General features: G+C 65.1%; 27 protein-coding genes. 24 read left to right on the top strand and 3 right to left on the bottom strand.

What is annotated here, in order from left to right:
• Window positions 1-186 precede the first annotated feature (186 nt).
• The 23 genes from K426_RS19415 to K426_RS19305 all read left to right on the top strand — a co-directional run bounded on the left by K426_RS19415 (window position 187) and on the right by K426_RS19305 (window position 22666).
• Window positions 187-492: a hypothetical protein gene (locus K426_RS19415; RefSeq protein WP_037484342.1), complete on the top strand. Its 306-nt coding sequence runs from the start codon at window positions 187-189 to the stop codon at window positions 490-492.
• Complete coding sequence (locus K426_RS19410; RefSeq protein ID WP_021246307.1) at window positions 479-1261, top strand: DsbC family protein; 783 nt, start codon at window positions 479-481, stop codon at window positions 1259-1261. The genes K426_RS19415 and K426_RS19410 overlap by 14 nt, the downstream gene beginning before the upstream one ends.
• 181 nt (window positions 1262-1442) lie before the next feature.
• Window positions 1443-1760 (top strand): hypothetical protein, encoded by a 318-nt coding sequence (locus tag K426_RS19405; RefSeq protein WP_013846818.1) that lies wholly within the window; start codon window positions 1443-1445, stop codon window positions 1758-1760.
• Between the two features lie 136 nt (window positions 1761-1896).
• The gene (locus tag K426_RS19400) at window positions 1897-2163 is read left to right on the top strand and encodes a type IV conjugative transfer system protein TraL (RefSeq protein ID WP_013846819.1); all 267 of its coding nucleotides are present in this window, start codon (window positions 1897-1899) and stop codon (window positions 2161-2163) included.
• A gap of 8 nt (window positions 2164-2171) precedes the next feature.
• The gene (locus tag K426_RS19395) at window positions 2172-2810 is read left to right on the top strand and encodes a TraE/TraK family type IV conjugative transfer system protein (RefSeq protein WP_021246306.1); all 639 of its coding nucleotides are present in this window, start codon (window positions 2172-2174) and stop codon (window positions 2808-2810) included.
• Window positions 2794-3561, top strand: coding sequence for a type-F conjugative transfer system secretin TraK (locus tag K426_RS19390; RefSeq protein WP_021246305.1), 768 nt, complete (start codon window positions 2794-2796; stop codon window positions 3559-3561). The genes K426_RS19395 and K426_RS19390 overlap by 17 nt, the downstream gene beginning before the upstream one ends.
• Window positions 3558-4871, top strand: coding sequence for a TraB/VirB10 family protein (locus K426_RS19385; RefSeq protein ID WP_021246304.1), 1314 nt, complete (start codon window positions 3558-3560; stop codon window positions 4869-4871). Before K426_RS19390 ends, K426_RS19385 begins: the two co-directional genes overlap by 4 nt.
• Before the next feature lie 35 nt (window positions 4872-4906).
• A complete protein-coding gene (locus tag K426_RS19380) occupies window positions 4907-5494 on the top strand; it encodes a TraV family lipoprotein (RefSeq protein WP_031291881.1) in 588 nt (195 codons plus the stop codon).
• A complete protein-coding gene (locus K426_RS19375) occupies window positions 5491-8007 on the top strand; it encodes a TraC family protein (RefSeq protein WP_021246302.1) in 2517 nt (838 codons plus the stop codon). Before K426_RS19380 ends, K426_RS19375 begins: the two co-directional genes overlap by 4 nt.
• Entirely contained in the window at window positions 8004-8330 is a 327-nt protein-coding gene (locus K426_RS19370; protein ID WP_013846825.1) for a hypothetical protein, read from the top strand. Before K426_RS19375 ends, K426_RS19370 begins: the two co-directional genes overlap by 4 nt.
• Complete coding sequence (locus tag K426_RS19365; RefSeq protein WP_021246300.1) at window positions 8327-8740, top strand: hypothetical protein; 414 nt, start codon at window positions 8327-8329, stop codon at window positions 8738-8740. Before K426_RS19370 ends, K426_RS19365 begins: the two co-directional genes overlap by 4 nt.
• On the top strand, window positions 8737-9246 hold the full coding sequence (locus tag K426_RS19360; RefSeq protein WP_037484338.1) for a hypothetical protein: 510 nt from the start codon (window positions 8737-8739) through the stop codon (window positions 9244-9246). Before K426_RS19365 ends, K426_RS19360 begins: the two co-directional genes overlap by 4 nt.
• On the top strand, window positions 9243-9479 hold the full coding sequence (locus K426_RS19355; RefSeq protein ID WP_021246298.1) for a hypothetical protein: 237 nt from the start codon (window positions 9243-9245) through the stop codon (window positions 9477-9479). Before K426_RS19360 ends, K426_RS19355 begins: the two co-directional genes overlap by 4 nt.
• Window positions 9469-10134, top strand: a complete 666-nt coding sequence (locus K426_RS19350) for a conjugal transfer protein TraW (protein ID WP_021246297.1) — start codon at window positions 9469-9471, stop codon at window positions 10132-10134. Before K426_RS19355 ends, K426_RS19350 begins: the two co-directional genes overlap by 11 nt.
• On the top strand, window positions 10131-11147 hold the full coding sequence (locus K426_RS19345) for a TraU family protein (RefSeq protein WP_021246296.1): 1017 nt from the start codon (window positions 10131-10133) through the stop codon (window positions 11145-11147). The genes K426_RS19350 and K426_RS19345 overlap by 4 nt, the downstream gene beginning before the upstream one ends.
• A 319-nt stretch (window positions 11148-11466) precedes the next feature.
• Window positions 11467-13410, top strand: coding sequence for a hypothetical protein (locus K426_RS19340; RefSeq protein WP_013846831.1), 1944 nt, complete (start codon window positions 11467-11469; stop codon window positions 13408-13410).
• Window positions 13407-14525, top strand: coding sequence for a conjugal transfer protein TraN (gene traN / locus K426_RS19335; protein ID WP_021246295.1), 1119 nt, complete (start codon window positions 13407-13409; stop codon window positions 14523-14525). The genes K426_RS19340 and traN overlap by 4 nt, the downstream gene beginning before the upstream one ends.
• On the top strand, window positions 14497-15378 hold the full coding sequence (locus tag K426_RS19330) for a type-F conjugative transfer system pilin assembly protein TrbC (RefSeq protein ID WP_021246294.1): 882 nt from the start codon (window positions 14497-14499) through the stop codon (window positions 15376-15378). Before traN ends, K426_RS19330 begins: the two co-directional genes overlap by 29 nt.
• The gene (locus K426_RS19325; protein WP_021246293.1) at window positions 15350-15961 is read left to right on the top strand and encodes a S26 family signal peptidase; all 612 of its coding nucleotides are present in this window, start codon (window positions 15350-15352) and stop codon (window positions 15959-15961) included. Before K426_RS19330 ends, K426_RS19325 begins: the two co-directional genes overlap by 29 nt.
• Window positions 15958-16830, top strand: coding sequence for a conjugal transfer protein TraF (locus tag K426_RS19320; protein WP_021246292.1), 873 nt, complete (start codon window positions 15958-15960; stop codon window positions 16828-16830). Before K426_RS19325 ends, K426_RS19320 begins: the two co-directional genes overlap by 4 nt.
• A complete protein-coding gene (locus tag K426_RS19315) occupies window positions 16827-17411 on the top strand; it encodes a hypothetical protein (RefSeq protein ID WP_021246291.1) in 585 nt (194 codons plus the stop codon). The genes K426_RS19320 and K426_RS19315 overlap by 4 nt, the downstream gene beginning before the upstream one ends.
• A gap of 45 nt (window positions 17412-17456) precedes the next feature.
• On the top strand, window positions 17457-18881 hold the full coding sequence (locus tag K426_RS19310; RefSeq protein ID WP_021246290.1) for a conjugal transfer protein TraH: 1425 nt from the start codon (window positions 17457-17459) through the stop codon (window positions 18879-18881).
• Window positions 18882-18895: 14 nt separating this feature from the next.
• Window positions 18896-22666, top strand: a complete 3771-nt coding sequence (locus tag K426_RS19305) for a conjugal transfer protein TraG N-terminal domain-containing protein (RefSeq protein WP_021690792.1) — start codon at window positions 18896-18898, stop codon at window positions 22664-22666.
• Here K426_RS19305 and K426_RS19300 read toward each other — a convergent pair.
• Window positions 22663-23121, bottom strand: coding sequence for a hypothetical protein (locus tag K426_RS19300; protein WP_021246288.1), 459 nt, complete (start codon window positions 23119-23121; stop codon window positions 22663-22665). The genes K426_RS19305 and K426_RS19300 overlap by 4 nt on opposite strands.
• Before the next feature lie 597 nt (window positions 23122-23718).
• Between K426_RS19300 and K426_RS19295 the strand changes: the two genes are divergently transcribed.
• Window positions 23719-24072, top strand: a complete 354-nt coding sequence (locus K426_RS19295; protein WP_013846840.1) for a hypothetical protein — start codon at window positions 23719-23721, stop codon at window positions 24070-24072.
• A gap of 213 nt (window positions 24073-24285) precedes the next feature.
• Here K426_RS19295 and K426_RS19290 read toward each other — a convergent pair whose 3' ends face one another.
• Both K426_RS19290 and K426_RS19285 read right to left on the bottom strand, forming a co-directional pair.
• Window positions 24286-25206 carry a nucleotidyl transferase AbiEii/AbiGii toxin family protein gene (locus K426_RS19290; protein ID WP_037484334.1) on the bottom strand — a complete coding sequence of 307 codons (921 nt, stop codon included), beginning with the start codon at window positions 25204-25206 and terminating at the stop codon, window positions 24286-24288.
• Between the two features lie 4 nt (window positions 25207-25210).
• On the bottom strand, window positions 25211-25996 hold the full coding sequence (locus K426_RS19285) for a type IV toxin-antitoxin system AbiEi family antitoxin (protein ID WP_021690794.1): 786 nt from the start codon (window positions 25994-25996) through the stop codon (window positions 25211-25213).
• Window positions 25997-26107 lie beyond the last annotated feature (111 nt).

Genomic DNA, 26107 nt, shown 5'->3' with positions numbered 1-26107 from the left:
GGCTAAGTTCGCATATTTACGGCTAATATCGCCATTTCAGGCACCCCACTGCCGGGGCCTGTTGCAATCCTCTTCGTTTCAAATCACTCAGATCGTGTTGCGAGGGTTCAAGTCGAATCGGACCTGATACTTCGGACCATTAAGTATTCATCAACCATGGCGCGGGGCGCCAACATGGAGTCGTGCATGATGCCGATTGCCAAAGCGATGACGGCTGCCCTGGGCACACTGATCGTCACGACGACAGCCTGTGCCGGACCCGGCGGACATGGCCGACAGACAGTTATCGCGCCGGTGGCCGAGCAGCCGCGCATCGTGGTGGCGACGGTCGATGGGTTCGTTCTGCGCGCCGCCGTGACGAACCGGATGGAGTCGATGCCCGCACCCGTCACTGCCGAGCACATCCCGGTGGGGTCGGGCACGCATGTCGATGCGCGCCTGCTCTCCCGCCCTGCCAGCACTCTTCAGGAGAGATCGCATGCACATCCATAAGCCCACCCGCCTGTTTGGTGCGGCAGCCCTCGTCCTCCCCTTGTTGCTCGCTGCTCAAGGCGCAGCGTTCGCGCAAGCCGCCGATCCGCTTACCGCCGCCGCGCGCGATGCCGAAAGCGAGTTGCGGCAGACCTTCGTCAATCTGCAATTCGAGGATTTCGGGCCGGCGCCCGTCAAGGGCCCGATCTATCAGGCGACGGCGGGCGGCCGCATCATCTACTATGCGCCTGACAGCGAACATCTGTTGTTCGCGGAAATCTACGACCGCAACGGCCAGAACCTCACCGCGCTGGCGCAGAACGCCGCTTCAGCGAAGAAACTCGCCGGGATCGACACCGGCATGGCCCTCGCCATCGGTCCGGCGGGCGCGCCCACGGTGATTGAGTTCACCGATCCCGACTGTCCCTACTGCCGGGCGCTCGACCGCTTCTGGGCGGCGAAAGCGGCCGAAGGCAAGCCGGTGCGGCGCCTGATCTTCTTCGTCTCCGGCATCCACGCCGAGGCCGCCGCCAAGGCCGAGCATGTCCTTTGCTCCCCGGACAAGGAAGCGGCGTTCAAGGCGATCTACGCCGGAACCGCGCCCACGCCTTTGCGCACATGCGCGGAAGGCAAGGCCAGGGTCGAGGCGCATGCCGGAATCGTCGGCAAGACCGGCATCACCGGCACGCCGACCCTGATCGCGGACGGACAGATGATTTCCGGTTTCCGGCAGGCCGAGATCGAGGCGTTCCTCGACGGTAAGAAGGCGCTCGCCAATGCCGGCCGCTGATCGCCTTCCGGCTCCTCACATCGCGAACGCGCGGTGCATCGGCTCTGCCGCTGCCGCGCAAATCCCAATGCCGGCGGCGGGACCCGAACCGGGCCGTCCAGCCTCGCCGTCGGCCGACAGCGATCCTCATCGATGCCGGCAAGCAGTCCCCGGAGCGGCCCATCTTCCCTGGAGCAAGTGCATGTTGAAAACACTCGGCAGACAATCCGCCTCAATCGCCAATGTCGGCATTCCCGTAACCCTGCTCGCGCTGCTCGGGGCCGGTGGGGCTCACGCCTTCTCGGCGCCGGCGGCCGGCGACCTCGGCTACGACATCTACGATATCGTGGTCAATCAAGGGGTCAAAGGCCCGCTCGGCTTCGTCGGCGGCGTCGCGGCCTTCCTGTTCGGCGTGAGCAGGCTCTTCTCGAACATCATGATCGGCATCCCGACCATCGTGGCGGCCGTCTGCCTGATCAAGGCGGACTCGATCCTCCAGACATTCGGAATGGTCATCTGACGGATTGGTCCGCCGCCGCGCCTGGGCGCGGTCGGCGGACCTCAACGGGCCAGGGCGCATGAGGCGCACTGGCGGGACAACCCCCGAAGTTCAACCAGCTTCGCAGGGAGGTCACGACGCAAGGAGGAGAAGGCTCGTGGACGAGCGGCTACCCCAATATCTGCACAAACCCGTCCAGATCCTGTGGTTCGGATCGGACGAGTTCGTGCTCGTGATCACGGTGATCTTCGTCGCCGTGATCGTGGGCGGGATGCTCGGTTGGGCGCTCGTCGCGGGTCTTCTCCTTTTCGTTCCCTGGCTCCGCACCAAGCCGCGCGGCTTCATCCCGCACATGGCCTGGCGCTGGGGCCTGGTCCGCTGGTCCAACTATCCGGGTCCGACCCAGACTCGGTTCTACGAATGAGGCGGGCCATGTTCGGACGCAAATCCCCCGGCACACCCCCACGCGATCCGCTGATCGGCAAGCCGGGCAGCTATGGCATCCACCGCTACCTGCAAGGGGCGAGCAACCTGTTCGAGGAGAACCGGCTGTTGAAGCTCGCCGTCATCGGCCTGTTCGGGATCACGGCGGTGCTGGGCACGGTGATCTACACCTCCAACCAGAACACCCGGACGATCATCGTCCCCTACGGCGCGGGCGGCGACCTCTATGTCACGGGCGGCGAGCCGTCCGAGGCCTATCTGCGCTCGATCACGCGCAATGTCGTGTCGCTCTCGGGCACCTACTCCGCCTACTCCGCGGATCGGCAGTTCCAGGAACTGCTGAGCATCACGCACCCCTCGACCTACAACAGCCTGCGCGACAGCCTCAACCGGCTGCTCGACGAACTGGCCAATAATCCGACGCTCTCGATCGCGACCTATATCCGCCCCGACCAGCCCGTCACCTGGACCCGGACCGAGATTCTCGTGCCGGTCGAGAAGGTCCGGGTGATCGGCGGGGTGATCCGCAAGTTCCGGGGCAATCTTCGGATCCGTTACGTGATCGACAATGGCCGCTTCTGGCTGACCGCCCTCAATGAGGAAAATTTCGATGTCCAGCCTCGCTAAGTCCGCGCGGCCGAGCCTGATGCTGCTCGCCCTGTCGCTTGCCGCTCCGGCCGCCGCGCAATCCATCATGGTTCTGCCCGACCAGACCAGCACGATCCGCCTGTCAAACCGCGACATCAACCATGTCATCTGTTCGGGCGGAGAAATCGAGGACGTCAGGTTCAGCGCCGAAAAGGCGATCGCCGTGGAGCGCGCCGGTTCCGACGCCTGGATCAAGTTCCTCGTTCGCGAGATCGACGACGCCGGGATGGTGACGCGCAGCTTCGTCACCGTGCCGTCTGAGTTCTTCATCACCTGCAACGGCGCGGTCTATGCGCTCTATGCCGAGCCGTCGGATATTCCGGCGCAGACGGTGATGCTCCAGCCCGGCGCTCCCCAGCGCGCCCGCGCCAATGAGGAACTGCTAGGACCCCTGGTCGAAGAAGAGCGTGCAGTCTCGATCACGCTCTCGATGCTCCAGGACCGGATCCCGGCGAGCTTCACCAGCGTTGCGCCCCGATCCGGGCCGATCCGGCTCGCGACGCTGCCGGGCGCCACGCTGGAGGAACGACGCCGCATCGAAATCGACGGGTCCGGCCTCTCGGCATCGGAATATCTGGTCTCTGCCGCCGGCGGCGCGCAGCTCGACGAACGCGGTTTTCTCGACGGCGCGCTCGGCGCCAACATCTTCGCGATCACCCTCGACCGGGGCAATATCGAGGCCGGGGAAGCCGCGCGGCTGATCGTCGTTCGCCGGGGAGCCGGGCAATGAGCGGCGGGGACTCTCGCGGCGGTCGCGGGCCCCGCGGGCGCGGTCCTGCCGATCGCGCGGAGGAACTCGACCTCGACGGCTATGAGGCGGACCGCCCTCGTCCTGGCGAGAATACGCGCGGCCCCGCGCTGCTCGATCTCAAGACGCGGTGGCAAACGCTGACCGCACGCCAGCAGCTGCGTTTGAGGCAGCTTGGCGTTGCCGGTGCGATCGGCGTGCTGGGGCTCGGCCTCTACACGGCCAGCGGCGACAAGACCGAGCAGGCCGCGCCATCGCCCAGTTCGAAGCTCGACATGGGCGCGGGGCTTCGCGGCGACAGCCTAGAGGTCAAGCTGCGCGGCGACCTGCAGAAGATTCTTGATGGACAGCAATTGCTCGGCGATCGCGTCTCCGCCATCGAGGAAGGCAAGGTCGCGCCCGGTTCCGGCACGCCGCCCCATGCGCTGGACGGCGATCTTCCTCCGGCGATCCCCGGCTCGGTTCCCGACTTTCCCGAACCGCCCGCGACCGGTGACATCGATCCTTCCGTCGCGAAGCCGCCCGCGCCGCCCGCCGCGCCGCCAGCGCCTCCGGCCCCGCCGGTCGAGAAGACCGTGGGCGCGATCGGCGCCGCGACCAGTCCGGTCGCGGCCGCCGATGGGGCACAGGCCGCTAAAAAAAAGACGCGGACCATCTATTTGCCACCTGGTTTCATGAAGGCGCGGCTGCTGACCGGGATCGATGCGCTGGCGAGCCGGGATGCGACCAACAATCCCGAACCGTTGATCGCGCGGGTGCAAGCCCCCGCCGTCCTGCCCAATGACGTCAAAGCCAACCTCGCCGGCTGCTTCGTCATCGGCAACGCCACCGGCAGCCTCGCGAAGGAACGGGTCGAAGTCCAGTTGGTCAGCCTCTCTTGCGTCGATTTCGACGAACGCTCGGTGGTCGACCAGCCCATCAAGGGCTTCTTCGTCGACGCCGACGGCAAGAAGGGCCTCTCCGGCAAGGTCGTCACCCGCGCCGGCGCGGCCCTTGCCCGCGCGTTCATCGCCGGGACCATCACCGGGGTCGCCGATACGGTCCAGAATACGGTCGGCGACGTCTCGACCTCGGCGCTGGGTTCGGTGCGCACGCTCGATGCGGGCGACGCCGCCAAGGCCGGCATCGCCGGCGGCCTGTCGCGATCGTCCGAGAAGCTCACCGATTTCTATCTCGATCTCGCGCGCCAGGCGGGGCCGATCGTTGAGGTCGGCGCGGCGAAGGACGTCGTGGTTGTGATCCAGGAGGGCGTCACCCTCGATATCAAGCCGACCGCCGGAAGCAAGTTCTGATGCGCCGGCTCCTCATCCAACAGGGAGTATCGCCCATGCGGCCTCTATCGCCCGCGCGCCGATCGCGCGCCCTCTCCCCGCTTCTTCCGGTCTGCGCCGCCTTCATGCTGAGCGGCTGCGCGACGATGGGCTCGATCATGTCGCCCTATAGCGAGAAGTTCAGTTGCAAGAACGACGATCACGGCCAGTGCATCCACCCTGAGAAGGCCTATGCCGATGCCGTTGCGGGCGTCGCGTCGAAGTCCGATCCGGCGGTCACCAGGGACAGGAAGTTGCTCAGGGACGGCAAGGCCGCGCGCGGTTCCACTGGAACAACGTCGGGCGCCTTCGCCGGTTATCGCGATAGCGTCTATCGCGAGCTCCAGGGGCTGATCGAGCAGCCGGTCACGCCGATGCTCAAGCCCCCGCGTTCGGTCCGGACGCTGATCCTGCCCTATGCCGACCGCCAGCGGCCCGACCGGCTCTACATGCCGCGCTATGTCTATTCGCTGGTCGAGCGCCCGCAATGGGTGGTCGGCGACTATCTTGTCGCCCCGGTTTCGCCCGCGTCCCGCGCGAACGTGCTCGAACAGGTCAGGGACCGCCCCGACGATGGCCAGAATGATGCGGGGGCCCGGCCATGACCAGCTATCAATCGGGCATGACGCTGGCGCGGCTGCGCCGCAGCGTCGAGCGCGACAGCTATTCCGATTTTCTTCCGCTCGCCGCCTGGGTCGAGGAAGAACAGGCCTTCCTCACCATCGACGATGGCTGGGGCTATAGCTGGGAGCTGATCCCCTCCCCCTACATGTTCGCCCATGTCCATGAGGCGCTGCTGGGGCTGCTCAACGTCAATTTTCCCGAAGGCACGATCCTCCAGCTCCAGAGTTTCGCCGACCCGCTGATCGACGATGCGCTCGACGCCTTTCTCGACCTCAAGACACGGCCCGATCCGCTCATCCAGGCCTCGGCCCGGCGCACCTTCGACTATCTGCGCGCCGGCACCATGGGCTTGAAGGCCCTGCATGGCATCCCGATCCGCGATTTCCGCGCATTCCTGTCGGTCAAGACGCGCGCGCCGATGGACAGCGACCTGCGCCGCCAGATCGAGGAGCAGCTCGCCAAGCTCGGCATCCGCCCGATGGCGCCGAGCGAGATCATCTCGCTCTACCGGCGCATTTTCAACGGCGTTCATGCGCCCGCGCCCGGCGTCTTCACCCAGACCGCCGACGTGCCGCTGCGCCGCCAGATCATCGATGCCGGGCCGGCGCTCCGCTTCGACGGGCCGGAAGTATATCTGGGCAACCAGGTGGCGCGCTGTCTGACGCCCAAGTCGCCGCCGCGGCGGATCACCGCCGAACGTGCCAATCGTCTCACCGGCGGCATGCGCGGGTCGTCCGAGGACAGCGACCAGATCGGCGGGCCGTTCCTCTATACGCTCAATGTCCTCTTCGATCACTCGGCCTTCGAGATCCACAAGCGCGCGCAGATTCTCTCGGCGCAGAAGGCGGCGGGGTCCTTCGCGGTCGAGGTCGGCAAGCAGATCGAAGAGATCGGGTGGATCCTGGACGAGGCCGGAAACACCCGGTTCGTCTCGGTAATCCCCACCATGTGGGTGTTCGGCCGCGACCGCCATCAGGCCCGCGAGATGGCGGCGCGCGCCAAGCGGCTGTGGGAGAGCGAACCGCTGCCGTGGATGGTCCAGGAGGAATCCTACCTCAACCCGATCCTGCTGGCCGCGAGCCTGCCCTTCGGCCTGTACCCCGAGCGACGCACGATCGGTATGCTGCAGCGCGATTTCCGCGTGCCGGTGCGCGCGGGCGTGCTGATGTCGCCGATCCAAACCGATTTCCGGGGCGGCGGGCGGCCGGCGCTGCTCTACACGGGCCGCAAGGGGCAGCTCATCACGCTCGACCTCTTCGATCCGCGTATCAACAACTACAACTTCATCGTCTCGGCGGAATCGGGCGCGGGCAAGAGCTTCCTGCTCAATAACCTGTGCCAGCAGTATTTCGCGCAGAACGCGCTCATCCGCATCATCGACATCGGCGGCAGCTACAAGAAGCTCTGCACGCTCTGCTCGGGCCGTTACATCGATCTGGGCGAAGAGCATCTCGTCCTCAATCCGTTCGACCTGGGGCTCGCTCTCGACGGCGACGATCGAGAGTCCGCGATCTCGATGGCGGTGTCGATCGTCGCGGAGATGGCCAACGCCGGGACGCGCAAGGGCGTCACCACGTCCGAATGGAACCTGCTCAAGTCCGCCGTGCAATGGGCGATCGAGAGCGGCCGCGCGGAAGCCGGGATCGATGCGGTGCGCGAATGGCTCGGCTCCTATCCGGCCAACACCGTCTCCGATCTCGACCGGGTCGACCACCTCGTGCCCACGGCGCGCGAATTGGCCTTCAACCTGCGTGATTTCGGGTCGGACGGAGCCTACGGCCATTATTTCAACGGTCCCAGCACGTTCGACATCTCGAACGATGAATTCGTGGTGCTCGAACTCGAGCGCCTGAAGGCCATGCCTGACCTGTTCAACGTGGTCGTCATGGTGGTGATCAACGCGGTAACGCAGGAACTCTACCTGTCCGCCCGTGATCGCCCCCGCTTCGTGCTGTGCGATGAAGCCGCGCAGTTCATGACCCGCGAAGAGGGCCAGGACCTGTCGCGCCTCGCCGAGGCGATCAGCCAGGGCTATCGCCGCGCCCGAAAATATCGCGGCAGCTTCGGCATCATTCTCCAGAGCATGAACGATCTGCTGCTGTTCGGCGGCACGGGACAGGTGATCCTGGAAAATGCCGCGACGCGCTTCCTCCTGCAGGGATCGACCTATGACAAGGCGGTCGAAAACAAGATCCTCGACTATTCGGGTTTCGTCCTCGACCTCCTGAAATCGGTCCGCAACAACAAACCGAACTATTCGGAAGTCTTCATCGACAGCCCGCTTGGCCTCGGCATCGCCCGGCTCGTCGTCGATCCGTTCAGCTACTGGATCAACACCTCCGCGCCCGAAGACGTGGCCGCGTTCGAGGCGCTGGTCCGCGCCGGACGCTCGCCGCTCGAAGCGGTGTGCGATCTCGCCGGCGTCGATCCCGCCGGGATAATCGGCACGTCCTTCGATGACGCAGCGCCGCTGAAGCGGAGCGCGCTGTCATGACGCGGCGCTCCCCCTCCCCCGACCAGTTGCCGCTCCGGCTCGTGGAGAGCCCGGATGAGGATATCGAGCGGATCATCGAGGCGCGCGTCGCCGCACGGGCGGAAGCCGACGCATTGCGCTGGCGCTTCCGCCTGGTGGTCATCGAATCCGTGATGATCGCATCGCTCGTGCTCGCGGCCGGGCTGGTGCTCGAACAGCCCGCTGGCATCGTTCTTCGCGGCGCGGCGATCGTTGGCGGCGGCTGTTTCCTGACCGGGCTCATCCTCATCGGCCTGACCGGGGCCGCGGGCCGCTTGCTCGCAAAACTCAGGAGGAAAAGATGATGCTGGACATACTCCCGCCCAGTGGCGGCAATGAGCGCCTGACCCTCGTCGTGCGCAGGCCGGACGAATCCCTTCACGACTACCTGGTCCGCTGCCAGTGGGAACTGGGCGACCGGGTCCGGTTCCTCGCGTCCGTTCGCGATGCGCAATGGACCATCCTAGAAAGCGAGCGCCAGCGCTGGCGGCGGCACGCTCTCCTGCTAACCTTCACCGGGCCGGTCATCACCGCCCTGGCCTATGCCGCTCTTGGCTTGTGCGGGGCCGCGGACAGCGTGCTGCCAGTGCCGCTCATGGCCGGGCTGATCGCCTGTGCCGGAATTGCCGGCGCCGCGCTGGCGATCGGCATCGCCCGCATCATCGACAGCATCCCGAATTGGCTGGTCACGCGGAGGGCACGGAGATGGGCATGAACGGCAGCTTCTCCGGCTCGCCCGACCCGTCGTCGATCCGGCCGCTGATCGGCGACATGATCCGTTGGCTTGCCCGACAGATCGACGGCGGGATCGACGAAATCCCTCCTCGTCCCGGAAAACGGCCGGAGAATCTTTTGATCCGTCCAGGGATGGCCCCGCGCCTGCCGGGCGAGACGCAGGAAGCCTACGTCGAACGCCTGCATCGCTCGAATGAAGCCGTGCTCCTGATCATGACCCGTTCCGCGCTTGCCATGGAATATACGTCCGGTCGGGACGAGAGGATCGCGGCTCTGCGCTTTCGGCAGATCGTGGGCCTCGAAGCGGCGGCGGCCTCGATCATCGTCGGCCTGTTCCTGCTCGTCCCGGAAATGCCCCTGTTCATGCGGGCGGCCATTCTTGTCCTGACGCCGATCGCGCTTGTGCGGGGAGGACTTTGGTTCCTGCACCGCGCGTCGAGGATGGCAAATGCCCTCGCCCGACATGCCGAAAGGTGGGGCCGATGAACGGCATCTTCTCCGGCGCGCCTTGTCCGTCATCCATTCGCCTGCTGGTCGGCACCCATCTGCTGTTGATCCTCCAGTCTTCGCTGGTGCTCTGGTCGGCCCCCGACCTCGGCGGCAGCCAGGCGCTGATCTGGCTCACGCTGTTCCTGGGCGTCACCGCGTTCATCTGCGCGGTCTGCGGCGAGAGTCGTACGCCTGCCGTTCCCTGGAGGGAGCGCCGCCGTGGTCGATAGACGTGTCCCCCAAGGCTGGCATGTCCTCGCCATCCAGTCCGCGCTCATCGCCGGGTGTCTGGCCGGCGCGCTGATCGTCGCGGGGGTGGCCCACGCCGAGACATCGACCATTGGTCGTACATGGCCGATCGCCGAGCCCGACGCGATGGCCGAGATCGAGGCGCGTGCCGCAAAGCAGCCGCCCAATATGGCCGAAAAGTTCGGGCCGCGTTCGGGCTGGAGCGCATTGAAAGGCGCGACGCTCGGTGTCGCGCGCCAGAACCAGGTTCGCAGCGTTGTGCCGTTCTACACGCTCGATCAGGAAATCCGGCTGCCGGACGGCAAGCTGCTCTATCCTGCGGGCTTCACCTTCAACCCGCTGACCTATGTGTCGCTGCCGCAGAAGCTGGTGGTCGTGCATCCCCGCGATCTGGGCTGGGCGCTGAAGACCGCCGCGCTCACCGACTGGATCATCCTCACCGGCGGTGGGGACGCAAAGGACGATGCGCTCTCGCTTGGCGAGAAGCACGGCCGTGCCCTCTTCATTCTCGAGGAGCGCGTGAAGGAGCGGTTGGGCCTCACCGTCGCGCCCGTGATCGTCCGGCAGGTCGGCCAGAAGCTGGAGCTGACAGAGGTGCGCGTCGATCGCGCTCCCGTACGAAAGGCCATCCCATGAGTCGGCTCATCTCGATGCTGCGCACCGGCGCGGCGGCCCTCGCTCTGGCGCTCGTCGCGCCCGCCACGCCTGCGCATGCCTCCAAATGCGAGGCGGGCACCGTGTTCAATCCGATCACCAAGGTGCGCTGGAACTGCATCTTCCCGATCACGATCGGGGGCGTGCGGGTGGGCTCCTACGATAAGCTCGACAAGGAACTGGACGCCCAGTCGGCCTCCAAACCGCTCTGCGCCTGCCGCAAGGGTGCGACCTTCTGGTTAGGGGTCAAGGTTTCGTTCTGGTCACCCAATCGCATGGTTGATGTCGTGACCGAGCCGGGCTGCATGATGGCGCTCGGTGTCGATCTCATGCCGACCGGTGGGAAATTGCAGGGCAGCCAGTCGTCGATCTCGGACGGCACCAACACCCGCAAGATGTTCGCGCAGGCGCATTATTACATCTCGCCGGTCTGGAAGATGCTCGACATGTTCACGGACCTGCCGTGCATCGAGGATGATGGCTTCGACGTCGCGATGATCACCGAGGTGCTGCCGACCTGGCAGTCGGGCACATTGGGCGCTATCATCCAGCCCGAAGGCATCCTGTTCGGCAATCCGGCGGCCGGCCTCGCCTGTATGGCCGACAGCGCCGCCGCAGCTGCTGGCAAGGTCATCGATCCCCTGTTCTGGTGCATGGGCTCCTGGGGCGCGACCTATCCGGTCGCCGGCGACATCCATTTCGGGGACAGCGTCGAGGCCTGGGCGGGTCTCGCCGCGCGCTCGACGTTCATGATGGGCAGGCTGGGCGCTCTCACGATCCACTCGGCGGACGGCTGCTCGTTCAAGCCGCAGCCGATCTGGACCAAGAGCCGCTACAAGATGCAGATCATGGAGCCGGTCAAGGGCGGCAAGTGCGTCAACATCGGCCGTCCCGGCGCGCTCTGGACATCGGGCAAGCACGCGCCGGGCAAGGACAATGCCCAATTCATGTTGTTCGAGAAGGCGATCTGCTGCGCGGGGATTTCCACGCCATGAGCAGATCGCTTCCCCCAAACCGTGCGTCTCGCGCGGGTAGCTGCCCCGCTCGTCACGGAACGCTCCCCACCGTGAGCGGGCGCGCGGAAGGAGCGGCGGTGTGCCTTTCAACCGCCGCTCCCCCCTCGGTCAGCGCGGCCGAAAGCCCCCCGCCGGGGCCGGCAATGCCCCCTCCCGCCGTATCTCCGGTGGCGGCCGCGCTGACCATTTTTGAGGGACAGGCCGTCTTCAGGATACTCTCGCCCGGATCCAGCGCGTTCCGGGCGGGAGACGTGCTGCGCTTCGCCCATGGCTCGCGAACCACCCGCGCGAGGACGCCATGGTGAAGCGCGGCATCCTCCTCCTCGCGGCCAGCGCTCTGGCGCCGGCGCCGCTCTCGGCCCAGACGGTCGAGGACCGCGCCCGCGCCGCCGCCGAAGCATCCCGCGCGAAGACCTCGGACAGCGATGCGATCCAGCAGAATTATCTGACGCCGGGGCTTGCCGGACAACCGATCTCGACAGTCGACAACAGCCGGACGTTCAACCCCAATATAGCGTGCCAGAAGACGGCGACGCTGCTCGAACTGATCGCGCAGCCGGCGGCGACCGGCGATATCGGCACGCTGCGGATATCGCGCGACAAGGATCTCGACGGCACGGTCGACCAGACATTGACCCTGCCGGTGCCGGTATCGGGCATTTGCGCCAATGGCGTCGTCTCCTGTCAGCCGGGCACCTGGAACCAGTGCAAGAGCTTCAAATGGGATGTTGCGTCAGGCGGCGATCTCAAGCTCGCGCAAGTCGACCTGACCGATCTCGCCGGTTGCTACTGCATCAACAACAGCTGCGGCAGCAACCTCGTCTGGGGCAATATGGCCTCGGTGCTGAAAGACCTGGGCGGCGGCGTCATCGGCGCGCTCACCACGGCCGATCCGCGCGTCGGCGTCGCGCAGGCGGTGATCGACGGCCCGGCCATCCGTTACACTGGCGCCCAAAGCACGGCCTGCTCGCCCAACCCCGCGCTCCCGCAGACGGCCTATCGCGCCAGTCCCGCCACGATCCAGGGCGATGCCGCGAGCGTCGCCGCATCGAACAGCATCTTCCAGGCGCTCAAGGGCTCGCCCGCCGGCGTCGGCAAGGCCGAGCAGATCCGGTCCTGCACGATCACGCGGGAGGTGTCGTTGAACGCCGTCAAGGCGGACGATGTGATCGCGCATCTCGGCGGCGCCTATGCGATCTATGCGCCCGCACCCGATCAGCTCACATTGCAGATGGGCTCGCCGCGCGACGACAGCCTGCGAGGCGGGAGCTGCCGCATCTTCGAGTTTTCCATGCGGCTGCGGATCGATGATCCCGATCGCCTCGCGCAGTTCCGGCTCTCGCACTATTTCTTCGACGACTGGCTCCAGCTTCGCATCGACGGCGAGCTCGTGCTGTCCAATCCGGCGAACTGGACCGGGACCGGCCTGCCGCCCGGCAAGTGCGAGCGGAAACGGACCTGGCATGCCTATCCCAATCTCGACCTCAAGCCGTGGCTGACCCGCGGCGAGCATGTCATTTCCATGCGCATCGCGGTCGGCGGTGAAGGAGAGGCCTTCGCGCAGTTCGATGCAATGCTCGACCTCAGTTGCAACCCGACCGAGCGGATCGTCGACCTGTGCGCGGGCTATGCCGGCGACGTCAATTGCGCGCTTCATGACGAAAGCGTCGATGGCGTCGAGACGTTCCGCAACGGCGTCGGCACCGGCCTTACACCCCTCCCCCAGGCACGCCTGTTCGAGAGCGGCGCCTGCTCGCTCCGTCTCGCGCGGCCATGGTTCGAGCGTCAGCGCCGTTATCGTTGTACCGTCGATACCGGATCGATGCCGGAACCTGATCTGAGCCGCGGCGCCTATATCATCGACCATTCGACCGAGACCATGCTGGCCGACCGGACGAGGACCTCGGACGGGGGTTATGCCACCGCGTCACGGCCCTTCGCGCTGCCCGATCGCGGCTCGGTTCCGGCCTGCGAGCCGGTCTGCAAGACCCGCGCGCCCGCGCGCAATACGGCGGCTACCCTCGACGGAGTGGTCGGCACGAAACAGAATGCGCCTGTCGGGTGGGACACCTTCTACCATGCCTGCACGGCGGCAGGCGGCGGCGATGTCTGCCCTGTGGGTCCGGGCGAGGAAATCGTCTCGGCCTGCGGCTGCCTCGACGATTTTCCCGAAGCCGTCGTCATGATGCAGACCGTCCGCCTCGGTGGGGCCGACATGGTCTGCACGGGGGAAGTCCGATGATCGGGCGCCTCCTTCCCTGGCGGAAGCGCGCACAGCTGCTTGCGCTCGGCCTGTACGGCTTGCTGCTCGCGGGGCATGTCACGCCAGCGCAAGCGCAAACGCTCCCGGTCTGCGCGGTCGATCTCGATGGCAACGGCGATGCCGGTGATCCTGGCGAGGTCGCGAACTGCACGATCATGGCGGATGAAGAATGGCTCTGCCCGATCCAGCAAGTGATGTGCGTGGCCGATGCCGAGGGCGCGTATAGCTGCCCGCTCGGCAGCCAGCACTCATGCCTGACGCCGGTCGGCGGCGGCACGCCGATGTGCTCGCCCAATGCCTGCACCGGCAGCGACGGCACCGGAATTGAGGACGATCCCATCGTCGACGATCCCGGCGCGCCTGCCGATGGCGAAGTCGATGCCGAAGGGCATTGCCTCGGCAATATCGAGATATTCGCGGGACGCGCGGTGCGCTGCCGCCCAGCGGGTCTCAAGACCACCTTCTCGAACTGCTGCAAGGACAAAGGCAAGATCGTCAAGGACGGGATGGGCTCGTCCATCTCGTCGATCGGCACTAAGATCGCGGTGGCGAAAGGCGTCTTCACCGGCATGAAGGCCGCCTATGGCGCGTTCAAGGCGGGCGCGACCGCCGGCCAGGCCGCGAGCTCCGGCGCGAACGCGATCATCGCCGGGATCGATCCGACCTCGATCGCCATCAGTCTCGCGATCAATTTCATGATGGATTTCCTCCTGTCCGGCTGTGACCAGCAGGACATGGAAGTGGGCATGCTGCGCGGGTCGGGCATGTGCCACGAGGTCGGGACGTATTGCTCCTCGAAGATCCTCGGCATCTGCGTGCAGAAATCCAAGGGCCACTGCTGCTTCAACACCAAGCTTGGCCGCATCATCCAGGAACAGGGTCGCCCGCAGCTCAAGAGCTTCAACGGCCTTGGCTGGGGCACGCCGAAGAACCCCTATTGCCGCGGATTCACCCCCGAGGAATTCCAGGCGCTGGATTTCAGCAAGATGGACCTCTCCGAATATTATTCCGAAATCGAGGCCCGCGCCCAGGCCGACATCCAGATCGACATGAAGGACAAGATCGATGCCTATATGCAGGTCATCGGCCAATAACGCGCGCGTCTCGCTCGCGCTGGCCGGTATCGCTTTCCTCTCCACCTCCGCGCCAGCGCAGGACACCGCTCCGCCGGTAAGCGCGAGGGAGCGCGCGCAAGAGCAAGGCGACACGGCGATGGACCGGCTCGAACGCGCCACCGCCGCGCGCAAGGCCGAAGCGGAAATGCGCGGTCCGACCGCGCTGCCGACGCCATCGGACGAGACCCGCCGCCGCGCTTTCGAGGGGCTGCGCAAGCGCGCTCCGTCGCCGGCGATGGATGCGCGGGCGCGAACCGCGCTCGACAACGGCAAGGAGGCCATGGCCGCCGAGCACGACGCCATGGCCAGACGGCTCGGCCAGGCGCTCGGTCTCGATGCGCCCGACATGCAGGCCGTAGCCGGCATCACCACGCCTCCCGAAACCAAAGGCTGGGTGCCGGTGCTGTTCGTCTCGTCCTCGATGCCGGTGACGACATTGCGCATCTATGCCGGGCAGCTCGAACGGGTCGGCGGCGTGCTGGCCTTTCGCGGGATGCCCGGCGGGCTCACGAAGGTCGCGCCGATGGCGAAACTCTCCGCGGAAATCCTGCGCCATGATCCGGGATGCGAAGGCCCGGCCTGCGCGATGCGCGACGTGCAGTTGATCGTCGATCCGCTCATTTTCCGCCAGCACGGCGTCACCCGCGTCCCCGCACTCGCCATGGTGCCCGGCGATCCGGCGCTGCCCTATTGCGAGCGCGAGGATGATGCCCCGCGCGCCGCGCATGTCATCTACGGCGACGCCGCACTTTCAGGATTGCTCGAAGAATATGCCCGCCTCGGCGGCAAGCAGGAGGTGCGCGATGCTCAGACTCGCCTTCAGGGCCGCTAGATCCGGCTGGGCCGAACTGAAGCTGCTGCCGCTCAAGGCCGCGGTCGCGCTCGGCAGTTCGGGGCTCGGCCAGCCACCCCGACCCGAACAGTTGTGGAAGGCGTTCGGCATCGTCCTGCCGGTGGGCCTGCTGACGTGGTGGGCCATTCCCCAGGCGACGATCGTGATGAGCCCGTCGATCGACGCCTGGCTCGTCCGCAAGGCGCCGGGGCCGATCCATCGCGGCGATTTCGTATCGTTTACCCTGTCGCATCCGCTCGCCGGTCCCAAGCCGGTCGATGTTACCAAGATGGCGCTGTGCCTGCCGGGCGACCGCATCGACTGGATCGAGAAGCCGTCGTCTGCATCTGGCCCCATACATCCCGGCGAATGGGATGGCTGGTACTATTGCAACGGCAAGCTGCTCGGGATCAGCAAGCCTTATGGGCACAATGGGCAGAAGCTCGACCATTGGCGTCCGATGATCGGAACGATCCCGCCGGGCATGATCTATGTCGGCTCGTCGCACGCCAGCGGGTTCGACAGCCGCTACTACGGCCCGGTCGAGATCGAGCGGCTGAAGCGCATGGAGAAGCTGCTGTGATCCGCCTCGCCCTCCTCATCGTGGCGGTGCTCCTGCCGATCCTGCCTGTCCATGCGCAGACCGGCGAGCAACGCACCGGCTACTGGTGGTATCAGGCGCCGCCCAAACCCACGGAAGAGGATGCCGATCCCGACGCTCTCAAAAAGCCGGTGATCCCGCCGATGGTCGAACTGGCCACCTGGACGCCGCCGAAGATCAGGAAGCTGATCGAGGAACAGCGCGACTACGCGGCGACCGTGCTCACCGTCGATGCGGTCGCGGATTTCTGGCGTCTGCAGGACTTCGCCCGGCGCAAGGCCCGAGCCTTCGCCGGTGTCACGCAGATCGCCATGCTGCAAAATCCCGAACTCAACGCCAAGTCCGCCAATCCGATGGTCGGCGAGGCGCGTGACCAACTCTCCGCTCAGAAGGATCAGGTCCGCCGCCAGTATCTGCGTAGCCGCGCCAATGAATTCGCGCTGGTCATGTTCTCGCGTTCGACCTGCGGCTACTGCCGCGTCCAGTGGCCGATCGTCCAGCGCTTCCAGGACGAGATGGGCTGGCAGGTCACACTTCAGGACATCGACCGCAAGCCGGAACTCGCGCAGCGCTTCGGGGTCGAGGTCACGCCCACGACGATGGTGATCCGGCGGGGCAGCCAGCAGCGCATGGTGATCGCCAGCGGGGTCGAGGCCTATCCCAACCTCATCCAGATGGCCTACCAGGCGGTCCGGCTGCTCGCGGGCGATATCCGGCCCGAACAGTTCCTGACCGGCGCGGGCGAGGAAGACGGGTTCTTCGACGCGCTCGCCAACGGCCCGGTCTCCGCCACCGATCCGCGCGTCCTGGGCGGCGATCTGGTGGACGTTCGGATGGGACCCCGGCCATGATCCGCTTTGCCCCCATCCTGCTTACGGCGATGCTCATGGCCAATGGATCCGCGCACGCGCAGGCGCCGACGCACGAACAGGCGATGCGCGCGGCGATCCACCCGGTCGCCACCGACGCGAAGATGCGCCAATGGCTCGCCCGCGTTCCGGTGACGCGCGACTGGCCGCCCGACTTCGCCGAAACCATGAAAGGCCAGGCCCCCGCGTTCATCGTCGAGATGAGCACGGCGCCCGGCTGCATCCCCTGCGCCGATCTCTGGGCGCGGCTCGGCACATTGGGGCAACGCTATGGCTGGAAGGTCCGCACGATCGGCAGCCAGGAAGCGATGCTGCGCTCCGGGCGCCTCGGTCTGCCATGGGTCGGGCATCCGGTCGCCTGGGTCCGCCCTGTCGCCGATTCCAATCGCATCATTCCCGTCGCGATCGGCACCGATCACGCGCCCAACCTCGCGCGCAATCTCTACCTCGCCGCCAAGATGCTGACCGGGGTGAAGCCCGCTGTCGGCGTGCGCGGCATGGCGAAGTTCACCGGAATCGTGGCCGCGCCCACGCCTCCATCCTCCAACCGAGCAAGGAACTGACATGGGGAGCCAGACCCTTGCCCGCGCAAACGAAAGCTGCCCGCCATGGCAAACCCGCGCCGCCGCCTGACCCTGCTCGCCTTGCCCCTGCTGGCTTGCGTTGCCTTCGCCACACCGGCTTGTGCGCAAAGCTGGGCCGAAAGCTGGTTCGACAATGTGACCTATACCAGCCCCGGCTCGTTCGAGGACCAGACCCGCGGCTATATCACCGCGGGCGGCATGTCGGGCCGGATCGATGTCCATAACGACTATCTCATGTCGGTCACGCTGCCCAAGGTCCGCGCGGGCTGCGGGGGAATCGACATGTTTTTGGGCGGCATGTCGTTCCTCGATCCCGACTATCTCGTCCAGAAGCTCGAAAGCATCCTTCAGGCCGCCCCGGCGGTCGCTTTCCAGTACCTGCTGGAAACCCTCGATGAAAAAATGGGCAACATCATCTCGAAGATGGAGGCGGCGACCAACTTCCTCAACTCGATCCAGGTCAACGATTGCCGGCTCGCCAACCGCATGGTCCAGATCGCCCGGGGCGACGACAATATGTCGGGCATCATCGAAGAGATGACCGGCTACAAGAGCGTCCGCGAGGGCTTCTCCAAGAGCTATCAGCAGAGCCGCGAAAAGATTCAGGCGAACCAGGGCAATCCGACCGAGGATCTGCGCGACGCGCTGGAAAACTGCCCGGCCGAGGTCACCGACATCTTCAAGACCGGCTCGCTCCTCGCCCATGCCGCCGCGCGTGTCGGCGCGTCCGACTGGGCCGGCGTCATGCGCGCCCGCGTCGGCGACGTCTATATGCGCTGGGACCCGGCGGACAAGGTACCGCTGTTCACGGCTATCCCCGCCTGCGCGCGGCAGGACACCGAGAGCGTCGATGATTTCCTGACCGGCAAGGTCCAGACCCGCGCGATCGCGGTGCCGCCGACCTCGGCCGACTGCTCGACCGACGGCAGCGGCAAGGGCGCGCTGGTGCTCGCGCGCGGCCGGATGGAGTCGATCGCGATCAAGATCCGCACGCGCGCCGCGCTGACGGCGGAGGAACGCCAGTTCGTCGCCAATGTGCGCACCCTCCCCGTCTATCGTCTTCTGGAATGGGGCGTGCGCCAGGGGCTGGTCGAGAGCGTGATCGGCGATACCGACGAACTGGTCGCGTTGACGCTCGCATACCAGATGCTCAACGACCTCACGCGTAGCATAGATTTTGCCGTGTCCAATGCCGAACGTGGCGTGACCGCCGCCGGCGCGGCCGATGCCGGCAGCGCCCGGATCTGCCAGACCCGCATCCTCGCCAAGGGCATTGAGCAATTGAGCGGGCTACGCGACGAGGTGCTGCGCCAGCGCGCGCAGATGCGCCAGTCCTACATGGCCGCCCTCAACCAGGCGAACCTCTCGGCCAACTATGCCGGGGTCGTGCGCCAGCGCGACCGTGATGCGCGCGACGCCGCCGGCGCCGCCGCCAACCGCAACCGCTGACGGAGGGCCGCGTCATGCACCGCTTAGTTCGCGCGATCTCGGTCCTGATCGCTCTCTTCTCGGCCAGTCCCGCGCTGGCGATCGATGCGAGTTTCCACACCTATGACGGCTTTGCGGAGACGGTGGACGCCTTCCGCCTCGTCTCGATGATCTTCGGGGATTCGCGTTACGAGACATTGGTGCTGATCGTCGCGGTGGTGGGCATCGCGCTCGGCGTCCTGCTCGCCAGCATCCGCGGGCAAGGCATGGGCATCGTCGCCTTCGGGTTCCAGATGCTGATCGGCGTCGGCCTGTTCGTCGGCCTGGTCGCGACGACGGGCACGGTCCATGTCTACGACCGCGTCCGCAACGCCTATCAGCCGGTCGGCGACGTGCCGAACCTCATCGTGCTGGTCGCGGGCATGACCAACATGATGGAGCGCGCGCTCGCGGAAGTGATCGACGACAACACCACCGATCCCCATGCCAAGCTTGAGTTCGGGGCGGGCGGGCACAGTTTCGACCTGTTCCTCAATGCAGCGAGCCCGCGCGGCCCGATGACCGACACGTTCCTTGACGCGACGATCAAGGACTATGTCCGGCAATGCTATCCGGTCGCGCGGGTCTCGCCCGCCTATGGCGTCGACGACGATCAGCTGTTCCGCACGGCGACCGATCTTCCTGCCGCCTTTGCCGCGATGGCGGGGCCGGCGACCTTCAGCACGGTGTTCACGTCCACCGACAAGGGCGGCACGACGGTGAGCTGCAACGAGGCGTGGGAACATATCTCGACACGCCTCTCCGAACCTGCGCTGTTCGACAATTATGTCGCGCAGGTCTGCACCCGCACCGGCTACGACATCGGCAATGCGACCCAGCTTCAGCGCTGCCGCTCCAACATCGGCGAACTTGGCCAGATGATGATGGATACGCCGCTCTCGCTCCAGCAGTTCCTGACCAATGTGATGCTCGGCAGCACGGTGGGCGATGTGCTGTTCGAGGACAGTCCTGCAACGGCGGCGCGTGTCATGGCCAATCGCGCTGTCGTCTCGTCAGGCCTGGCCACCATGTCGACGGCCAACGAGTGGATGCCCACGATCCGGGCGACGGTCTTCGGGATCATGCTCTTCATGATGCCCGTCGCGCTGCTGTTCATCCTCACCCCGATCAATCTGCGCGTGGCTTCCTTCGCCCTCGGCCTGTTCGTCTTCGTGGCGCTCTGGGGCGTGATCGACGCCGGGATCTATCAGCTGACGCTCGGCCGCGCGACCGATGTGCTGGCCGAGATGCGCGCCAACCATGTCGCGGCCAATGCCTGGATGCTGGCGCCGTCGTCCGCGATGAAGGCGCTCGCCATCTTCGGGAGTTTCCGCACCGCGTCCGCGGGTCTTGCGGGGGCGTTCGTCTTCACGGTTTTCCGGTTCTCCGGTAATGTGTTCACCTCGTTCACATCCGGCGCGCTCGGTGTGCAGGGTCAGGGCACGGCAGCCGCCGCACCGCTTGCCACCAGCGAAGGCTATGCCGGCGCGCTCGAGGCGCAGGCGGGAGCAGCGGGCACCATGGCGCGGCGGGGCGCGGCTTCGAACTTCGGGGATTTCGGGGAGCGCTCGGCCTTCGGCGCAACCCGTGCGTTCGGTGCCGCGAGCAGCGTGCTCGGCGAACATGGCGGCGGCGCCAGCGGGACGGCCGCATTCGGCATGGGCAAGCTCGATGCGGCACGCGAACTGGGCGGGCTCTCCCCTGCCCTCACCGGCCGCAGCCTCACCGATCCCGCGACCGTGCGCGCCGTGCGCGACAATGCCGCGACCAGTGCGATCCATAATTTTGCCGAGAAGGATGCGCTCCGCAGCCTTGGCACCGGCTATTTTGGCGAGGGGCAATCCGGGGAACGTTCGTTCGCGGCCTTCACGCAGAAGATGGTCCAGTGGAAGGCGTTCGGGGATACGCGCGCCTATGACATGATGCTGTCCGGAGCCCAGCGGCATTTTGAGAGGAACGGCTACGACCAAAAGGATGCCGCGCTCAAAGCCTCGACGGTGATCGCCCAAGCGTCGGCTGATCCGACCTTCGCCAAACTGATCGCCAATACCTTCGACCAGGAGCAGATGCTGCGCAACGATCTTACCGGCGCGCAGATTCAAGTCGGCGCGATGGAAGGCCGGCGCGATTTTGCTGGCGACAATGTAAGGCGGATCGAGCGCGGCAATGTCGCGACCGAGCAGGCGCATAGGACCGGCAGCAATGAGGGCCAGCGCAACGCCGCCTCCATGCTCGGCCTCTCAGTCCAGGAAACCTCCCGCCGCATCGCCTTTATCAATGCGCTATCCGGAGAGGCTCGGTCGACAGCCATTTCCCAACTCTCCCGCGCAACCGGCCGCAACGAGGCGCAGGTCATGCGGGCGCTCGAAACCTACAATGCCGCCGTGCAGGTCGGCACCGCCGACGGTGCGACCGTCGAGGCCGCGCGCGAGGGCGCCAGCGTCTATGGCCGCACCCGCGAGGCAGCGGGCTTCGATTTTGCGGAGCGGTCGGGCAAGCTCGACGCGCAGCGTGAGGTCGGTCACGACGGTACGCGCTCGGCCGCCCGGATCGGGGAGCAGCGGCGACAGGCCGACAATGCCGGGTTCGCGGAAGGCGCGGCCGCCGCGGGCATGTCGGTGCGCCAGGCCGCACATCTCGACAGCTTCATCCGCACGCTGTCGCAGGGCGCCGGCAATCAGGTCGACATGGCCGAAGGTGGTGCGGCCGGGATCGCTGACCGCGCTCGCAACGAACGGATGACGCGGATCATCGATAATGAGCGCCTGACGCGCATGCAGAAGCTGCTGGCCGATCATGGTGTCGACATGTCGAAGCGGCAGATCGCCATGGCGCAGAATGGCGATCTGAGCCTCAATCTCACCCCGGAGACGGCGGCGCAGATGTGGCGCGGCGGGCTCATCAACGAGAGCCAATTGGGCGCGGTCGCCAATGGCGGGCGGGCAAGGTTCTCGTTCGCCGACAACGATCTTCTCGTCTCCAGCTCGGTCGGGTTCCAGCAATCGGCCCGCAACGATACCTCTACGCGGTTCGAGGCAGGGAAACAGGCCGGGCCCGACACGATCGAGCATTTCCTCAGCAGCGGCGAACAGGGCCAGGCGATGATGCAGAACTGGCTCAAGGGCGGGTTCGAGATGGACCGTCATGGCAACTGGCGTCTGAACCCGCAGGTGGCCGATACGCTTACGCGCGACGTGCAGGCGATCATCGCGCAGACCGGGTGGCAGCGCGGGCTCTCGCGATCCGCGCAGGATAATGTCACGATCGGTACAAGCGTCGGCGCTCAACTCGGAGGCTCGGTTGGGGTCGATGAATCGGAGGCGATAGGCGGTCGCGGGCAGCCTGCAGAGAAAGGCAAGCAAGCGGGCCAAGCGCAGTCGCCACAGAAGACCACGTCGACCTCAGGTCGAGTGGGCGCCAGTCTTGGTTTTGAAAGTCGTGACGTCGGAATCAGCAACGAGACAGCACAGTCGTCGATTGACATCGTCAACTACGACGTGCGCGAAGCGATTGCCGCCGCCGAGCGCGAAGCCGCGCGCTCGAGCGACCCGGCGGCGACCTTCTCGCGTGAACTGTCGGACCGGATTCTTGGCCCGGATGGCATACGCAACCGATATCTCCATGATGCGGATTCCGGCCGGGCAACTTTCGACATTACCGGGCCCCTGACTTCGGTCGAACAGAACTCCGTCCTGAAGAGCGGTAGATTTTCTACGGACGTGGATGGCAGCCCCGGCGATGGCGACAGCAGCTTCAAGAATCGTTAGTGCTTGAAGAACCGACTAGGGTGCTGAAGGCTCAGCGGGTTGCCGATGTAGAGACCTCCCGACCGTGGATCGAATATATCGGTGCCAGCACGAAGGTCTTCCATTCCTCGCTCATGTTCCTCCCACATTCTTTTGGAGGTTCTGGCCACCGCTTCATCGGACACAGGCGTACCCTCGCCCGTCGATGAAAACCCGGCCACCCACTGCTGCACATAGCCGAGTCCAAGCACCATGAGTGCCGTCATCGGAAAGAACAGGAGGTTGAGAAAACCGGCCGCCGCACTGTCGTAGAACGCCTCAAGCGGCGCGATCCTGGTCGATGTAGCCATGCCAATCCACCAGACCGGAATTGCCGACCACCACAGCTTCGCGTACCACGGACGCCAGAGCCAATCGGACGGTTTCAGCCGAGGCGATGCCGGTTCGGGCGCTTGAATATGGGCGGCGTTGTTCATCGCTATATCCTCACTGGAGGACTATAGCAGAATTCTGTCGGTGTTCCATCATTTGTGAATCGGCTCGATCTGGAAACCGATTGGGAACAACGCTTCTAATCTATCGGCATTGACCCATCTTTGCGAACAGGGATCGATGTGGCGGCGTCAATTCCAGAGAGAGGGTATTGGCGCCGCCGCAATAACCGTCACCAATGTCAATGCATGACGGTCGTTCTTGCCAGTTCCGGTAAATGTCGCGGTTGGGACAGCTTTTGCGGTGTCCAACACGGACTGCGTCTCAGCCGCTTCTGCTGGGCATATGACTTACAAGGTCGGCACGAGACCGTGCATTTTCCATATCTCGAGCATCTCCATCCCCGGGCAACCCCATTCTCGGCACCTCCGCTGATGCGAGCGGCGGCGCGACCTGTAAGGCTGGCAGTCATGATGTTTTCAAAATCTGAAGTCCGGCTAACGGCTCGGAAATCATAAAATAGCGCATGGCACCTTCGCGCAAAAAGCCAGCGCACAACAATATCCAAGTTGGGGGTTGTTGTTGATGAAAATCCCGCGATTTCTGTCATGCTCCTCTGCAACTAAGAAGGAGGTGAGAGCATGGGGAGCGGTAACGAGCCGGGCAACGACGAATTGAAAGAACAAGCGCTGGAAATGATGGAGCAGTCCTTGGCGATCCTATACGCCTTGCAGGAACCCGCTGCTGCCGATCTCCACGATGTGATTGAGAGGGTCATGGGGTCGTCGGGCAAGATGGGGGAAGAAGGCGAGGTATGGGATTCTGTTTTTACCGATCTACCGCACCTGACCATGCGGGCCTTGTTCCTTCATCGCAATGACGGCTTTACCGTTGGCCAGATCGCACGCCGCCTCCGCATCAGCGAGGCCGACGCGGCGGAGCGCCTCGACCACGCTGTGCGCTATGTTCGCGCGCCTGCATCACCAAGAATATAGGCAGCGCTAGCGGAAAGACATTGCCCGGCCATTCCGCCAAAATCCATGTCGAACCGTAAGCCTTCAATGTACCTGCTGGTCCCAAACGCGAGCGGCTCCCTCTCCCATCACCTCCACCCTTTCCTCGCTGCTCCCGCACTTCACCTAACCACCACCCTTCCGCGCTGCTCGCCGCAAACAGGCTGACCTGCAGGCGTCGGAGGGGCGCCTGACCTATCCCGGCAGCAATTGCTTCTCCAACGCGGCAACAAGCTCCTGCCTCTTGCCAGGGTCCAACCGGTCCAGGTTACGTTGCTTCCACAAGACCGCGGGCAGTCGCCTCGCCTCATCAATGCCCGCAAGCGCCCAGTCCGGTTCACCACGCTTGAAGCCGACAAGGAATTGCCGATGAGTGTCAGGCATCCCGGCAACCATGCGCGCGATGATGTCTTCACGCGCTGATTCCAGTTCCGCCAGAGTGATCGGCTGGTGAGTCATTCCGACGAAACCGCGCTCGAACTCCTCGGCGAGCGGTTTACGGGCGGGAGCGAGAACCTCGGCCATCGGGCGATTATGGCTGGCGAGGTAGACGAGAAATGCACGTCGCAAATCGTCTGTGACGCCTTCGTTCGCCAGCAAGTCGCGGACGTCGAAGAGGTCGCGAGGGTGCTGCCGGTCGAGCGCCGCCACGATTTTTCCCGCATAGAGATCGGCGAAGGACACCACCTGAATCTCAGCAAAACCAAAGGCGTCCTCGACTGCGGGAACGACACCCATAACGACGGGATCATAGACCGTCCCGCGCAACACTGGCGTGACCTCGATCTTGATCTGCACATCATCCGCACGAACGATGAGCTTGGTGACGATTTTTTCGTCAGCGGAACGCGACGCATGAATCCTGGCTCCGACCAGTCCTTCCTTGATGCGTTCCTTGATCCGCAGCATCGCCGCATCGATCGTGGCGAGCGAGGTCGCGCGGTCCTCGATCGGCAGATAGGTGAGGTCGATGTCCACCGAAAGTCGCGGCAGGTCACGCACGAACAGATTGATCGCTGTTCCGCCTTTCAGCGCGAAGATATCCTCCTTCGCGACGTGAGGCATAACACGCAGAAGAAGAGCGACCTGTCTCCGGTAGCCGTCGAGAAACGCCATACAGCTATTCTCCCGCCAGGTCGGAGGGCACGGTGATGTTGTAGCGCCGGTCGAGCTTCCCTCCTTTGACCAGGACGCGTTTGCCCGATCCGAGATCCAGGCGGGAAACATCGAGCTTCGAACGCCAGGCATGGCCATGGCGATCCGCGAAGAAGAGGAAGAGACGCTTCACTTTTACGCTCGCGCACGCCTCAAGAAGTGTCTGAAGGCGACGTGGGCTGAGGTCGCTCATTCCTTCCATCAGCATGTCGACCTGATGGAAGCTCTCATGGGGAAGCTCATCGAGCAGTTCGAGAACGGCGCGTTCCTTGCTCGAACAGCGGATCGGCAAGGTCGTGCCGGCGGTGCTGGACATCCGGGGCGCAGGCTCGGGAGGAATCTCGCCGTCGACTGGAAACAGCCGGAGGCTGTTATGCCAGCGGAACGAGACATCGAGTGGCAGGCTGTCGAGCCATGTCGGCGGCCGGCTTGGCCCATAGAGATGGACTTCGCGCACCGTTATGGAGAGATAATGAGCGTAGCCCTGCTGTTCGAGCGCTGTGCGCCCGCCAACTGTCAAAGGCAGGTCCAACAGGGATTGCAGTGAGATAACGGCCTGTTCCCAGGTGAGCGGTCCACGCGAGCGGCGATAGACGCGCCGGGTCGGGCTATCGAGCCATCCCGCGCGAACATATTGGCTCCGCAGCGATGATGAGTAACCATGGGCTTCCATCCATGCCGCGTCGACCAGCAGGCTCTCTGGGAGATCCCGTTGCAGCCGGTTTAATTTTCCTAATGTTTGCGAAGCCATGCTATGCATTTTGACAGATTGGGAAACTACTGTCGAGTTTATTAATTTCGAAATTGGCTAAGCCTTGCTTGGCATTATCAGAGCTCGGCAAACTGGATCGTGCGACCGTAG

Source organism: Sphingobium sp. TKS (assembly GCF_001563265.1).
In the GTDB taxonomy this organism is placed as follows: domain Bacteria; phylum Pseudomonadota; class Alphaproteobacteria; order Sphingomonadales; family Sphingomonadaceae; genus Sphingobium.
This window is presented reverse-complemented; position numbering and strand designations above follow the sequence as displayed.